This window comes from Amycolatopsis sp. NPDC104775, assembly GCF_055583325.1.
Genome location: NZ_JBVJOE010000004.1, coordinates 43581 through 58623, shown reverse-complemented (window position 1 = coordinate 58623; position 15043 = coordinate 43581). Strand labels below are relative to the sequence as shown.

Sequence of the window (15043 nt, the reverse complement as noted above, 5' to 3'; positions counted from 1 at the left end):
GATGTGCGGAATCGTCGGCGTGTGCGCGGACGGCGGCCTCGCGGCCTCCGTCGTGGCTCCGGCCATGGCGGTGCTGCGGCCCCGGGGGCCGGACGGATCCGGGGTCTGGGCCGCGCCGTCCGGGCGGGCCGTGCTCGGGCACACCCGGCTCGCGGTGGTCGACCCGGCGGGCAGCGCCCAGCCGATCGGCGACGAAACCGGAGAGATCCAGGTCGTGGCGAACGGCGAGTTCTACGACTACCGGCGCATCCGCGCTGAACTCGCCCGGACCGGCCACACCTGCCGGACCGGCGGCGACAGCGAACTCGCCCTGCGCCTCTACCAGCGGGACGGGCATCGCGCGCTGGCCGAACTGCGCGGCGAGTTCGCCTTCGCGCTGTGGGACGAACGCCGCGGAGAACTGTTCGCGGCGCGCGACCGGTTCGGCGTCAAACCGCTCTACTACGCCCAGCTCGGCGGCAGGCTGTATCTGGCTTCGGAAATCAAGGCGCTGCTGGCCTGCGGTGTTCCGGCGAAATGGGACCTCGCCGCGTTCGCCGCGCACCTCCAGCTGGCGCTGCCGCCGGACCGGACGCTGTTCGCCGGGGTCCGCCAGCTCCCGCCCGGCTGCTATCTGCGGGCGAGCGCGGGCCGGGTCGCCGTCGTCCGGTACTGGGACCTGGACTACCCGGCGGCCGAGGAACTGGCCCGCCCCGGGGGATCGCTGGCCGGGCACGTCGCCGAAGTGCGGGCCGGGCTGGACGAAGCCGTGCGGCTGCGCACGGTCGCCGACGTGCCGCTGGCCTGCCACCTCAGCGGCGGCATCGACTCCTCGGCGATGGCCGCGGCGGCCTCCCGGCACGCGGCGGTCACCTCCTTCACTGTCCGCTTCGCCGACGCCGGGCTGGACGAGAGCCAGGTCGCGGCGCGCACCGCGGCCCGGCTCGGCGTGCCGAACCACCGCGTCGACCTCGATCCGGGGGCGTTCGCCGAGGACCTGGCCGCCACGCTCCGGGCGGGGGAGATGGTCCAGGAGAACTCGCACGGCGTCGCGAGATTCCGGCACAGCGCCGCGATCCGCGCCCGGGGTTTCAAGGCCGCGCTCGCCGGGGAGGGCGGGGACGAACTGTTCGCCGGATACCCGCAGTTCCAGCGGGATCTGGCGCTGAGCCGGGATCCGGCGGCGCGGGAACGGGCCAGGGCGGGCTACCGGAAGCTCGCCGAGTTCGGCGCGCCGCGGCAGCTGCGCACCGTGCTGGACCGGCTCGGCTTCCTGCCGAACTGGATCACCCAGCGGTACCTCGCCGTGCAGGCCCCGGCGCGGGCTCTGCTGCGTCCCGGGTTCGCCCGGCTCCTCGACGAGACCGACGCCTGCGCTCCGCTGATCGACCAGGCGCGCGGCCAGCTCGCCGGGCGCGCGCCGCTGCACCAGTCGATGTACCTGTTCGCCAAGAGCTGGCTGGCCAACTACATCCTCGCCGCCGAACGCCTGGACGCCGCGCACGCGGTCGAGGTCCGGCTGCCTTTCTTCGACCACCAGCTGTTCGCGGTCGCCCGGAGCGCCGCCCTCTCTTGGTACGCGCCGGAAGGCCGCACCAAGCACGTGCTCCGCGAAGCCGCGCGGGAAGACCTGTCCGAAGAGGTCTACTCAGGCGGCAAGCGCGGCTTCTTCGCCCCGCCCGAGGACGGGCTGCACGGCCTGGTGCGGGAGTTGACCGCGGATTCGGCCTTGCGCGACAACCCGTTCTTCGAACCGGCGGCGGTGCGGCGGCTTTTGACCGGGCCGCGCGCGGGCAGCGACCGCCTGCTGCACCTGGTAGCCGGGACGAGCGTGCTTACCGCTGAATTCGGGATGATCGCCGACACCGGGCAGACCGTAGGAGCCGGCCATGACTGAGCCGCGCGTGGACGACCTGCTCGCCGGGCTGGCGGACGCCGATTTGGAACAGCGGATCGCCGCGCTGCCCCCGGAAGGCCGGGCCGTGTTCGAGCAGGCGCTGCGCGAGGGACTGGCGGCGGACGGACTGTCCGGCGCCGGAGGCCCCGCGCGGCCGTCCTTCGGACAGGAGCGGATGTGGGTGCTCGGCCAGCTCGCCCCGGACGCCTACACCTACGCCACCGCGGTGCGGCTGCGCGGCCCGCTGAACGTGGTCGCGTTGCGCGCGGCGGTCGAAGCCGTCGTGCGGAGCCAGGAATCCCTGCGCACCAGCCTGATCCAGGCGGACGACGGAACGTTGATCAGCGATGTCGCCGCCCGGGTCGAGGTGCCGTTCCGCGTCGTCGATCTCGCGCACCTGAGCGAAGCCGGCGAGCTGCTCGCCCGGCTTGTGCGCGCCGAAAGCCGGCGCGGATTCGACCTGGGCCGGGCACCGTTGCTGCGGACCGCGGTGTTCCGGCTCGGCCCGGAGGACCACCTGGTCCTGCTGGCCGTCCACCACGCCGTCACCGACGGGTGGTCCAACGGCGTGCTCGCGGCGGATCTTTCCGCCTGCTACCGCGACCTCGCCTCCGGGCGGCCGGTTCGCCTGCGGGCGCCGCGCCTCGGCTACCGCGACTACGCCGCCCGGCAGCGAGAACGGGCCGAGGGGCCGGAGTTCGCGGAACTGGCCGGGTTCTGGCGCGAACGGCTCGCCGGCCTGCCTCGCACCGAGCTGCCGGCCGACCACGCGCGTCCGGCGGCCCGCCGCGGGAGGGGCGCCGGCTTGAGCGTCGAACTCGGCCCGGAACTCACTGCCGCCGCCCGCGAACTGCGGAAGCGGACCGGCGGCTCGCTGTTCATGCTGGTGCTGGCCGCGCTGGCGGTGGTGCTGCGGGCGACGACCGGGCAGTCCGAACTCGCGGTCGGCACTCTCGTGTCCGGGCGCGACCGGCCGGAATTCGAGCGTCTCGTCGGCTATTTCGTCAATGTCGTGCTGCTGCGGCTGACCGTCGCGGACGGCCGCGGCTTCCGGGAAATCTGGGCCGGGGTGCGGGCATCGGTGCGGCAGAGCCTGGCGCACCAGGAACTGCCCTACGAGAAACTGCTGGAACTGCACCGGGAAGCGGGCGGCGGCGACCAGCCGGTCCGCGTGCTCTGCGTGGCCCAGCAGCCGCATCCGTCCCTCGACCTGCCGGGCCTGACCGCGGAGCAGGACGACGTCGAACTCGGCGCCGCGCAGTTCGACCTGCTCGTGGAGATCTGGGAGCGGGAGGACGGGGTCCGGATCTCCTGCCAGTACGACGTCGATCTGTTCGCCGAGACGACGATCCGGCTGTTCGCCGGGCACCTGCGCACGGTGCTCGCCGGCGCGGTGCGGGACGCCGGCCGGACCGCCGCCGAACTGCTGGCCGGACCGGCTGCTCCGGCCGCGTGGCCCGCGGACCGCGCGGAGAGCGTGCCCGCCCTGTTCGAACGCCAGGCCGAGCGCGCCCCGGACGCGGTCGCGCTCGTCGACGGCGCGCGCACGGTCACTCGCCGGGCGCTGGACGAGCGGGCGAACCGCCTCGCCGGCCTGCTCGCCGAGCACGGCGTGCGCCCGGGAGAACGTGTGGCCTGCTGCCTGCCGCGTTCGGCCGAATCGGTGCTGGCGATGCTCGCGATCCTGAAAGCCGGTGCGGCGTTCGTGGCGCTCGACCCGGACCAGCCCGCGGAGCGGATGCGGCGCGTCCTTGCCGACGCGCGCCCCGCGGGCGTGCTCACCACCGCCGCGCTCCGAGCCAAATGCTCTGCCGCGGACAGTCCATTGTGGCTGATGGAGGAGCTGGCCGTCCGCCTCGCGCACGGTCCCGCGCACCGGCGTTCCCGCCCCGTGCACCGAGACTCGGTGGCCTACCTGGTCTATACCTCCGGTTCGACCGGCGAGCCCAAGGGCGTGCTCGGCACGCACCGCGGCCTGGCGAACCGGTTCCGGTGGGCGAGCCGCGCCTATCCGGCGGGAGAGGCGGAGGCCTGGGCGGCGCGGACGGCACCCGGCTTCGTGGACGCGGTCTGGGAGGTCTTCGGCCCGCTGCTGTCCGGCGTGCCGCTGATCCTGGTGGACGCCGAAGACGCCGCGGACCCGGCCCGGCTGGTCGCCACGCTCGCCGCCTGGCGGGTGACCCGGCTGGTCACCGTGCCGGCGCTGCTGCGGATCCTCCTCGACGACCGGCCGGAGCTCTCGCGCGAGCTGCCCCGGCTGCACACCTGGGTCAGCAGCGGCGAAACTCTCGGCGCCGCACTCGCCGAGCGGTTCCACCACCGGCTGCCGGGACGGCGGCTGCTCAACCTCTACGGGTGCGCGGAAGTCGCCGCGGACGCGACCGCGCACGAAGTGCGCCCCGGCGGCAACCCGGCCGCGATCCCGATCGGCACCGCCATCGACGGAGTGGTCGCGCGGGTGCTGGCCCCGTACGGCGACCTGGCGCCCGTTCTGGGAACCGGCGAACTCTACGTCGGCGGCGCCGGGCTGGCGCTCGGCTACCACCGCCGTCCCGCCGAGACCGCCGCACGTTTCCTTCCGGTGCCGGGAAAAGCGGCTCCGGGACAACGCTGGTTCCGCACCGGCGACGGGGCCCGCCGCCGGCCGGAGGGCACGCTCGGCTACCTCGGCAGGCTCGACGCGCAGGTGCAGATCCGGGGGCACCGGGTCGAACCCGCGGAGGTGGAGCTCGCGCTCCTGCGGCACCCCGACATCCGGGAAGCCGCGGTCGTCGTCCAGCACGACGTGACCGGCGACCCGGCGCTCGCCGCGTACGTGGCGCCAGCGGCCGATATTCCTGCCGACCTCGGATCCCTCCTGCGAAGCCAGCTTCCGGCGTACGCGCTGCCCGCCACCGTCACGCCGCTTCCCGCGCTGCCGCTGAACCCGAGCGGCAAGGTAGACCGCCTGCGGCTGCCCCGTCCCGGCCGGACCGCCGGGGAGCGCCCCCGCGACGAAGCGGTCACGCCTACCGAGGCCGTGGTGCTCGACGTCTTCGCCGAGGTGCTTCCCGCCGCCGGGCGACCGGCGCTCTCCGACGACTTCTTCCTGCTGGGCGGGCACTCGCTGCTCGCCGCGCACGTGGCCACGATGCTGCGCGAACGGCTGGGCGTCGAGGCGGGACTCGGCGATCTCGTCGCCGCGCCGACGGCCGCCGGGCTGGCCGCGCGCCTGGAACGGGGCGCGGCAGCACCGCCGGAGACGACGCGGGTGACGCCGGATCCGGCCGCCCTGCACGAGCCGTTCCCGCTCACCGACATCCAGCGGGCCTACCTGGCCGGCCGCGACGCGGACTTCGCGCTCGGCAAGGTCGCCACCCACGCCTACCTCGAGCTGACCGCGACCCGGCTCGATCCCGCCCGGTTCGAGACCGCGCTGAACGAGGTGATCGCCCGGCATCCGATGCTGCGCGCCGTGGTCTCCGGCGACGGGACGCAACGGGTGCTGGCGCGAGTGCCGCGTTACCGGGTCGCCTGCCAGGACTTGCGGCCGGACACCGAATCCCGGCGGCGCGAGCGGCTGACCGGCTGGCGCGAGGAGCTGTCCCACCAGGTCCTGCCCGCCGATCGGTGGCCGCTGTTCGAGGTCCGGCTCTCCCTGCTGCCCGGCGACGCCGCGCTGGTGCACCTGAGCGTGGACGCGCTGATCTGCGACGCCTACAGCTTCGGCCTGGTGATGACCGAGCTGGCGGATCGCTACGCCGGCCGGAGGGCGCCCGAGCCGCTGAGCCTGACCTTCCGCGACTACGTGCTGGCGGCCGAGCGCCGCCGCGGCGAGCCCGCGCACCGGAAAGCGCTGGCGTACTGGCGAAACCGGCTGGCCGGCTTGCCCGCCGGACCGGAACTGCCGATGGCCGCCGCGCCGGAGGCGATCGACCGGCCCCGTTTCACCCGGCGTTCGGGACGGCTGGAACCGCGGGACTGGGCGGCGCTGAAGGCCGCCGCGGCCGGACACGGCCTCACGCCCTCGGCTCTGCTGCTGGCTGCCTTCGCCGAGGTCGTCACCCGATGGAGCAGACGCGCGCACTACAGCCTGATGCTGACCGTCTTCCGGCGCGAACCAGTGCACCCCGAAATCGGCGCGCTGGTCGGCGATTTCACGTCGCTGTCGGTGCTCGAGGTCGACCACCGTGCCGAAGGGTCCTTCGCGGACCGGGCCCGCTCGCTGCAGCGGCTGCTCTGGGACGACCTGGACCACGCACAGACGAGCGGCGTCGAGGTGACGCGGGAGTGGAACCGCCGCCACGGCAGGCCGCCGGGGCCGCTCACACCGGTGGTGTTCACCTCGAACCTGCCGGTGGGGCCCGGGGAGAACGCGGACGAGGACCCGGTGTTCGGCGAGCTGGAGTACGGGATCACCCAGACCCCGCAGGTGCACCTGGACCACCAGGTCAGCGAACAGCGCGGCGCGCTGGTGTTCAACTGGGACGCGGTCGACGAGCTGTTCCGTCCCGGAGTGGTCGACGGGATGTTCGAGGCGTACCAGCGCTTCCTCGCCGATCTGGTCGCCGACCGGCCCGGCCGGCCGGACCTCCCCGAGGCGCAGCGGGCGGTGCGCGCGGCGGTCGCGGCGCCGCCCGCCGCTCCGCCGCGCTGCCTGCACGACCCGGTGTTCCGCACCGCCGAGGAACACCCGGGCCGGGTCGCGGTGGTCGACGGCGAGACCCGGATGACCTACGGCGAGCTGGCCCGCCGCGCGCATCGGGTCGCGCGCACCCTGCTCCGGGGCGGCCGGGACACGCTCGTCGGGATCGCCGCTCCCAAGAGCTGGCAGCAGGTGGTCGCCGTGCTCGGCGTGCTGGAGGCCGGGATGGCATTCCTGCCGCTGGATCCCGACTTGCCGGAAAAACGGCTGCGCCACCTGGTCTCGCGCGGGGAACTGCGCACCGTGCTGGCCCGAGCCGACCAGGATGCCTTGCCGAACCTGCCGGACGTGCGCGTGGTGGCGGTCGACCGGCCCGGGGACCTCGACGGCTCCGACGAACCGCCGCGGGCGCCCGTCGCTCCCGCTGACCTCGCGTACGTCATCTTCACCTCGGGCTCCACCGGAGAACCCAAGGGCGTGATGATCGACCATCGCGGCGCGGCCGGCACTGTGGACGCGGTCAACGCGCGCTTCGGGATCGGGCCGCGCGACCGGGTCCTCGCGGTCTCTTCGCTCAGCTTCGACCTGGCTGTCTACGACCTGTTCGGACTGCTGGCGGCCGGCGGCACGGTGGTGCTGCCCGAGCACGCGCGGCGGCGGGAACCGGCGCATTGGGCGGATCTGGTCCGCCGCGAGCGGATCACCGTGTGGAACTCGGTGCCCGCGCTGGCCGAGGTGCTCGCCGGCCACGCCGGTCCGCTGGCCCCGGACGCCCTCGCCACGCTCCGGCTGGTGCTGCTGTCGGGCGACTGGATCCCGACCGCGCTGCCGGACCGGATCCGCGCGCTCGCCCCCGGCGCGCGGGTGCTCGGCCTCGGCGGCGCGACCGAGGGGTCGATCTGGTCGGTCTGGTACCCCATCGGCGAGGTCGGCCGCGACTGGACCAGCATCCCGTACGGCGTGCCGATGCCCGGCCAGTCGATCCGGGTGCTCGACGAGCGCCTGGACCCGGTTCCGGACTGGGTGGCCGGCGAGCTCTACATCGGCGGCCGGGGCGTGGCGCTCGGGTACTGGCGCGACGAGGAGCAGACGGCGTTCCGGTTCCCGGCGGACCCCCGGACCGGCGAGCGGCTCTACCGGACCGGCGACCTCGCCCGGCACCGCCCCGACGGGAACCTGGAATTCCTCGGCCGGGAGGACGGGCAGGTCAAGGTCAGCGGCTACCGGATCGAACTCGGCGAAGTCGAGGCGGCCGTGCGGCGTCTGCCGGGGATCCGCGCCGCCGCGGTGGTCGCGGCCGGGGAGCCGGGCACAGAGCGGCGGCTGGTCGCTTTCTTCGTGCCGGACGGCGAACCGGCCCCGGAACCGGCTGTCCTGCGCGAGCGGCTCGGCGACCTCCTGCCCGGTTACCTGGTGCCGTCCCGGTTCGAGCGGCTGGACCGGATCCCCTTGACCGCCAACGGAAAGGTCGACCGCTCCGCGTTGCGGAAACGCGCTCCCGGGCGGCCTCGGCCCACCGCGGAGCCGGCCGTGCCCGATCCGGCGCGGCCGGCCGGGCTGGTCGAGCGGCTCGCCGCGATCTGGGCGGAATTGCTGTCCGTTCCGGTCGTCCGTCCCGACGACGACTTCTTCGCCCTCGGCGGCACCTCCCTGGAAGCGATCCGGCTGATTTCGAAACTCCAGGAGGCGCTGGGCGTCCGGATCCGGCTGCCCCGGCTGTTCGGCAATCCGACCGTCGCCGCGCTCGCCGCCGCGGTGGCCGAGGCGCAGGCCGCCGCCGGCCCGGCGGAGGATCTCCCGGCGGCGCTGGCACCGTGCCCGGAAGACCGCACGGAACCGTTCCCGCTGACCGATCTCCAGCAGGCGTACTGGCTGGGCCGCCGCACCGGGCTCGGGCTCGGCGGCGTGGCCACGCACAGCTATCTGGAACTCGACGTCGAAGACCTCGACCTCGCCCGGCTGGAACGAGCCCTGCGGCAGCTCGTGGACCGGCACGACGCGCTGCGCACCGTCGTCCGGCGGGACGGCTATCAGCAGGTGCTGCCCTCCGTCCCCGGCTACCGGATCGCCGTCGAGGATCTGCGCGGGCGGACCCCGCGGGACGCGGCCGAACGGCTCGCCGCCGTGCGTGCGGAGATGTCGCACCAGGTGCCCGAGGCCGCCCGGTGGCCGTTGTTCGACCTGCGGGCGCACCGCGTCGACGACCTCGTCACCCGGCTGCACCTGAGCGTCGACCTGCTGATCGCCGACGCGCACAGCACGCGGATCCTCACCGGCGAACTGCTGGCGCTCTACCACGATCCCGCCGCGGCCCTGCCCGACCTCGGCTGCACCTTCCGCGACTACGTACTGGGCGTCGAGCGGCTCAAGGACAGCGACCGGCACCGCCAGGACCGCGGCTACTGGGCGGCCCGGCTCGCCGACCTGCCGGCCGCACCGGGCCTGCCGCTTCTGCGCCGGCCGGAGGACCTCGCCCGCCCGCGCTTCCGCCGCCTGCACACCGAACTCGCGCCGGAAGCGTGGCGCGCGGTGCGCGAGTGGGCCGCCGCGGCCGGGCTCACCCCGTCCGCGGTGGTCTGCACCGCGTTCAGCGACGTGCTCGCGGTCTGGAGCGACAGCCCGCGGTTCACGCTGAACGTCACCACGTTCAACCGGTTGCCGTTGCACCCCGGAGTGGACGCGCTGGTCGGCGATTTCACCACGACCACGCTGCTCGCGGTGGACGGTTCGGGCGACGCCCCGTTCCCGGAACGGGCGAGGCGGCTGCAGGACCGGCTCTGGCGGGACTTGGAGCACCGGCTGGTCACCGGCGTGGAGGTGCTGCGGATGCTGCGCCGCGATCCGGCCCGGCGGGACGAGGCGATCATGCCGGTGGTCTTCACCAGCACCTTGCTCTCCGACGGCGCGCTCCCGGCCGCGGACGCCCCGGCGTGGCGGGCCGAGACGGTGTACGCGGTAAGCCAGACGCCGCAGGTGCTGCTCGACCACCAGATCGGCGAGCAGGCCGGAAAGCTCGTCTGCACCTGGGATTTCGTCGAGGAGGCGTTCCCTCCCGGCCTGGTGGAAACCATGTTCGACGCGTTCAACACGGTACTCGACGACGTCGCCGCGACGGCTGTGCGATCTGGAGGTGACCCGGCATGAGTATGGCCGAGCAGAGGCTTTCGCTGCTTCCCGACGACCAGCGGGAACTGCTGCGGAGCATGAACGAGCTGACCGGCGACGTCCCGGCGGGGACCGTGCCGGAGGCGGTCGCCGCGCTGGCCGGCGCGCACGGCGGCGCTCTCGCCGCGCGGGGACCGGCGCGCGGCCTGACGCGTGCCGAACTGCTCTCGGCGGCCGACCGGGTGGCCGCCGCCGTGCGGAGCCGGGCGGTGCGGACGGGGGACCGGGTCGTGCTGTGCGCGGAGCCGGGCGCCGGGCAGGTGATCGGCTTGCTGGGCATCCTCCGCGCGGGCGCGGTGGCCTCGCCGGTGGAGCCCGGCGCGGCGCAAGCGGTGCGGTGGCGGCAGGTCGAGCGGGAAGGCGCGGCGGTCGTCGTCTCGCAATCGTGGCTGTTCGACAGGCTCCGCTGGCCGGACGACGTCGGCGCGGTGGCGATCGACGGCGTTGCCGGAGAAGCGTCGTTCGTTCCGGGGCCGGACGGCCCAGGCGGAGGCGATGCCGCGTGCGTGCTCGGCGACGGCACCGTGCTGCGGCACCGCGATCTGCTGAACGTGGCGGCGGATCTGGCCGACCGGTTCGGGATCGGCGAGGCCGACCGGCTGATCGCGCTGACCCCGGTCGCGAGCGGGCGGGGTGTTCTGGAGACCGCCCTAGGGCTGCTGACCGGAGCCGCGCTGGTTTTCGGCGAGGACATCGATCTGCGGGAGCCCGCCGCGTGGCTGGAGACGCTGGCGCGCGAACGGATCAGCGTGTGGCATTCCACGCCGACGCTGCTCGAACTCCTCGTCACCGAGCTGGAGCGGCTGGAGGAACAGCTGCCGGCACCGGTGCGGCTGGTGCTGCTGAGCGGGGAACGGCTTCCCGGCTCGCTCGTCCGGCGGCTGCGAGAGCTGTCCGCGCCGGACCTCGTCGTCGCGAACCTGGCCGCCGCCGGGGAGCACGGGCCGTGGGCCGCCTGCCACGAACCGGCCGCGACCGCGCCGGAAACGCCCACCGTGCCGATCGGCAGGCCGATGCGCAACCAGCGGATCCACGTGCTCGGCGAGAACGGCGGGGTCTGCCCGGCCTGGGTCACCGGGCAGGTGCACTACGGCGGCCTCGTCGCCGAGGCGGCGGCCACCCCGCACACCCATCCGGAGACCGGCGAGCCGTTGCTGCGCACCGCCCAGTTCGGCCGGGTGCTGCCGGAGGGCGTGGTGGAGATCGTCGGCGACGAGTCGGCGCAGCTGCTGGTGCACGGCAGGCGGCTGCACGTCCACGACACCGAGGTGGCGCTGGCCGGGCTGCCCGGAGTGCGCGCCGCCGCGGTGGTCACGACGGCCGGGGAGAGCACGTCGATCGGGTTCGCCCGGCTGCGGCCCGGCGCGGACGCCACCGGGCCCGAACTGCTCGACCGGTTGCGCCGCAAGGTTTCCCCGTACCTGCTGCCCGGCCGGATCGAGATCCTCGACGCTTTCCCGCTCACCCCGGACGGCCGCGTGGACCGGACGGCGCTGGCCGCGCTGGACAGCCCGGCTCCGCCGCCGCCCGCGCGAGCCGTCCCGGCGGCGGGCGCCGACGCGGACCTGCTGGCCGCGGCGACGGCGATCGCCTGCCGGGTGCTCGGGGTGACCGGGATCGAGCCGGACATGAACCTCGTCGACCTCGGCGCGACGTCGGTCGAGCTGGTCCGGCTGGCCACCGTGGTGGAGGACGAACTGGGGATCGGCGTGGCGGTCGAGGAACTGCTCCGGTTCCCGTCGGTCGCGGTGCTGATCGGCCCGCATCTCGCCACCGTCGCCGATGCGCGACCGGCAGGCCCGCCCGCCGGAGAGGTGCTCACCGGACTGGTGGAGCGCCAGGCGTTCAAGGACGCGCACACCGGCATCCGCGCGGAATACGCGGGCACGGCCGGGATCGCGCTGGGCGGTTCGTTGGACCCCCGAGCGCGCGTGCGCCGCAGCCACCGGCATTTCTCGGCGGCGCCGGTCGCCTTGCCGGACCTCGCGGTCCTGCTCGGCGCGCTGCGGACCGCCGAGGACGCGGGCGAGCCGAAATACTGGTATCCCTCGGCGGGCAGCGCGTATCCGCTGGGCGTGTACCTCGACGTCGCGCCCGGCCGGGTGAGCGACCTCGGCGCGGGCGTCTACTACGTCGATCCCGCCCGCGCGGAACTCGTGCCGGTCGCGTCCGGGGCCGGGGTGCCCGCCGCCGCGCACGCCGAGATCAACCGCCCGGCGCTCCTGGAGTCCGCCTTCGCGCTTTACCTGATCAGCCGGATGGACGCGATCACCCCGCTCTACGGCGAACTGGCGTGGGACTTCTCGGTCTTCGAAGCGGGCGCGATGACGCAGCTGCTGATGTCGGTCGCGGGAGAAAACGGCCTGGGACTCTGCCCGATCGGGACGCTCGACCCCGCCGAACTGGCCGCTCCCTTGCGGCTGCGCCCGGACGACCGGTTCGTGCACGCCCTGCTCGGCGGAGTGCCCGCGGGAGCCGGAAGCGGGCGGATCCCGGATCTCGCCGGCAGGCTCCGCGCGGACACCGGGGAGCGGTCATGACGCCGCGCGCGAGCGGGCCCCGGGCCGGACTGCGGCGCCGGGCGCTGGGCGGGCCTGTCGGCGAGGTGCGTCCGATCGGGCCGCCGGACGGCGCGACGCTGCCGTTGCGGGTGCTGGCCGGGGAATCCGGAACCGACCTCGGGCGCTGGGCCGCCGGGGCGGCCGACACCGTGCGCGCGTGGCTGGAGGTGCACGGCGCGGTGCTGTTCCGCGGGTTCGGCGTGGATCTCGGCGGGTTCGGCGCGGTTCTCCGCGCGCTCGCCGGAACGCCGAGTCCGTACCTGGAGCGGTCCTCGCCGAGAACCGAACTCGGCGACCGGATCTACACCGCGACCGACCATCCCGCGGACCAGCCGATCCTGCTGCACAACGAAAACTCCTACCAGCGCGAGTTCCCGCGCCGGCTGGTCTTCTGCTGCCTGCGCGCCGCCGACGCCGGCGGCGCCACGCCGCTGGCCGACACCCGCCGGGTGCTGGGCCGGATCCGGCCCGAGGTGCTGGCCGGGTTCGCGCGCCGCGGGGTGCGCTACGTCCGCAATTACGGGACCGGCCTGGGCATGTCGTGGCAGGAGGCCTTCCAGACCCGCCAGCGGTCCCAGGCCGAACGGCACTGCCGCGAACACGGCATCGACTTCGCCTGGGGCGCGGGCGACCGGTTGCGGACCAGCCAGGTCCGGCCCGCCATCGCCGTGCATCCGGGCACCGGGGAGCGAGTGTGGTTCAACCACGCGGTCTTCTTCCACGCCAGCAGCCTGCCGGGCGAGGTCGGCGCCGAGATCAGGAAACAGGTAGCCGAAGCGGATCTCCCGGCCGCCGCTTACTACGGCGACGGCGCCCCGATCCCGGACGAGATCGTGGACGAGGTGCGCGCGGCCTACGCCGCGGAGCTGGTCGCGACGCCGTGGCAGCGGGGAGACGTCCTGGTGGTGGACAATCTGCTCGCCGCGCACGGCCGCGAGCCCTATACGGGGACGCGTGAAGTGGCGGTCGCCATGGGCGGCCCGCTGTCCTGGGCCGAGGTGCGGGACGGAGCGAGCTCGTGACGGCGGGCGGCCCGGCCCCGGTGCGGCCGCCGCGGGACGGCGCCGCGCCTCCGCGGCACCAAGTCCGCGCGCTCCAGGTCGAGGGCAAGGTCGACACCGAACGGCTCGCCGCGGCGGTGCGCGAGGTGTCCGCGGCGCTGCTGTCCGCCGAACCGGGCGCTCCGGCCGGTCTTCTGCTGCACGACCTCCCGGCGGGAGACCCGGAGATGGCCTGCGTGGCCGCGCTGCTGGCCGCGCGCGACCGCGGCGAGGCGGCGGATTCCCGGCCGTCCCGCGGTTTTCACTGGCTGCGACTGGCCGGGGACCGGCACGTGCTCGGCCTGGTCGCGGCGTCGGACCTGCTCGACGTCCGCTCGATGTACGCGGCGCTCGGGGCGGTCTGGCAGGCCTACTTCGGCCGGTTCCGCGCCGGTGCCTACCGCCGCCACACCGAGCTGGCCGGCTTCGACCCGGTCGGCTCCGCCCGCGCGCACGAGACGCGCCGCCGGTGGTGGAACCGGGAGTTCCCGCGCTACCGGGCCGGGGGTTTCGGCGGCCCGGACATCCCCGGCCCCGCCGGGCGCAGGCGGCTGCGCATCGCCGGGGACCGCTGGACCGCGCTGACCGGCACGAGCGGCCCGCTTGGCGCGAACGGTTCGATCGCTTTCGTCGCGCTGCTCGCCTGGTGCCTGCACACCCGGGGGAGGCCGGGCAGCTCCGGGTTCGGCTGCGAGCTCGACCTGCGCGACTGCTTCGGGCTGGGCCAGGTCGTCGGCCCGCTCACCGACCGGCTGGCCTTCCGCCTCGATCTCGACGGCTTGGCGGACCCGGTGTTCTCCGACGTCCTGACGCGCGCCCAGACCGGTTTCCTCGACTCGGTGGTGCACTACCTGCCCTACCGGCAACTGGTCGAGCACGGCGTGCGCACCGCGGCGCTCGCCGCTTCGCGCACCGCCGAACTGTGGAACGTCACGGTGCACTTCTGCCGTAACCCGCCGCGCAGCGCCCGGACCCGCGCGCGCGGCGACGAGGAGAGGGGCCCGCTCGGGGTTTCCGTCGAACTGTTCCGCGAGGCCGACCTGCTCGGCCCAGCGGGCGGCCCCCGCGCCGGAACCGGCGACGGCGTGCTGCTCGACGTCCACCTCGGCGAACTCGGCGACGACATGGTCGCCGTTTTCGACTACGCCCGGCCCGCGATCCCCGATGCGGCGATGGACCGGCTGCTCGGCCAGCTGGACCAGGCCCTCGACCACGTTCTCGCCACCCCGGCGGCGCCGCTGCCCCGTGCCGCCGGCCGAAGCGCCACCCGAGGAGAAGGAGCGACGCCATGACCGACCCCGCGGACGAGACGGCCGACGACCGCACGTACCACGTCGTGCTCAACGCCGAAGAGCAGTACTCGATCTGGCCCGCCGACCAGGACCTCCCGGACGGCTGGACGGCCGAGGGCAAGACCGGCAGCCGAGCGGAATGCCTGTCCCACATCGACGAGGTGTGGACCGACCTGCGGCCGCTGAGCCTGCGCCGGTTCATGGCCGAACATCCGGACGGATTGGCCGAAGAAGCGGCCGAAGACCCCTACGAGGGCGTTCCGTCGCTGGTCGAGCGGCTCGCCGACGGCGACCATCCGGTCGAGGTCTCGCTCCGCCCGGATCGCACCGCCGCCGCGCTCGGCGAGGCCGTCGAACGGGGCTTCGTCTTCCTCCGCTTCCCCGGGACCGAGGGCGGCACGGAACTCGGCGTCGAACTGGTCGCGGAGGACTGCGCGCTTTCCGGCGCGGATTTCGCCGCGGGCACCGGGGAAATCCGCCTCAGC

5 protein-coding genes and 1 pseudogene are annotated in these 15043 nt (G+C 74.6%); all 6 read left to right on the top strand.

The window, feature by feature from the left end:
* Nucleotide 1 precedes the first annotated feature (1 nt).
* Nucleotides 2-1876: an asparagine synthase (glutamine-hydrolyzing) gene (asnB, locus tag ACZ63D_RS18940; RefSeq protein WP_465356290.1), complete on the top strand. Its 1875-nt coding sequence runs from the start codon at nt 2-4 to the stop codon at nt 1874-1876.
* Nucleotides 1869-9644, top strand: a complete 7776-nt coding sequence (locus tag ACZ63D_RS18935) for an amino acid adenylation domain-containing protein (RefSeq protein ID WP_465355618.1) — start codon at nt 1869-1871, stop codon at nt 9642-9644. The genes asnB and ACZ63D_RS18935 overlap by 8 nt, the downstream gene beginning before the upstream one ends.
* On the top strand, nt 9641-12205 hold the full coding sequence (locus ACZ63D_RS18930) for an AMP-binding protein (protein ID WP_465355617.1): 2565 nt from the start codon (nt 9641-9643) through the stop codon (nt 12203-12205). The genes ACZ63D_RS18935 and ACZ63D_RS18930 overlap by 4 nt, the downstream gene beginning before the upstream one ends.
* Nucleotides 12202-13248, top strand: a complete 1047-nt coding sequence (locus ACZ63D_RS18925; RefSeq protein ID WP_465355616.1) for a TauD/TfdA family dioxygenase — start codon at nt 12202-12204, stop codon at nt 13246-13248. Before ACZ63D_RS18930 ends, ACZ63D_RS18925 begins: the two co-directional genes overlap by 4 nt.
* Nucleotides 13245-14558 (top strand): hypothetical protein, encoded by a 1314-nt coding sequence (locus ACZ63D_RS18920; protein ID WP_465355615.1) that lies wholly within the window; start codon nt 13245-13247, stop codon nt 14556-14558. Before ACZ63D_RS18925 ends, ACZ63D_RS18920 begins: the two co-directional genes overlap by 4 nt.
* Nucleotides 14555-14764: pseudogene (locus tag ACZ63D_RS18915) on the top strand (MbtH family protein); the annotation flags it as partial. The gene ACZ63D_RS18920 and the pseudogene ACZ63D_RS18915, both read left to right, overlap by 4 nt.
* Nucleotides 14765-15043 lie beyond the last annotated feature (279 nt).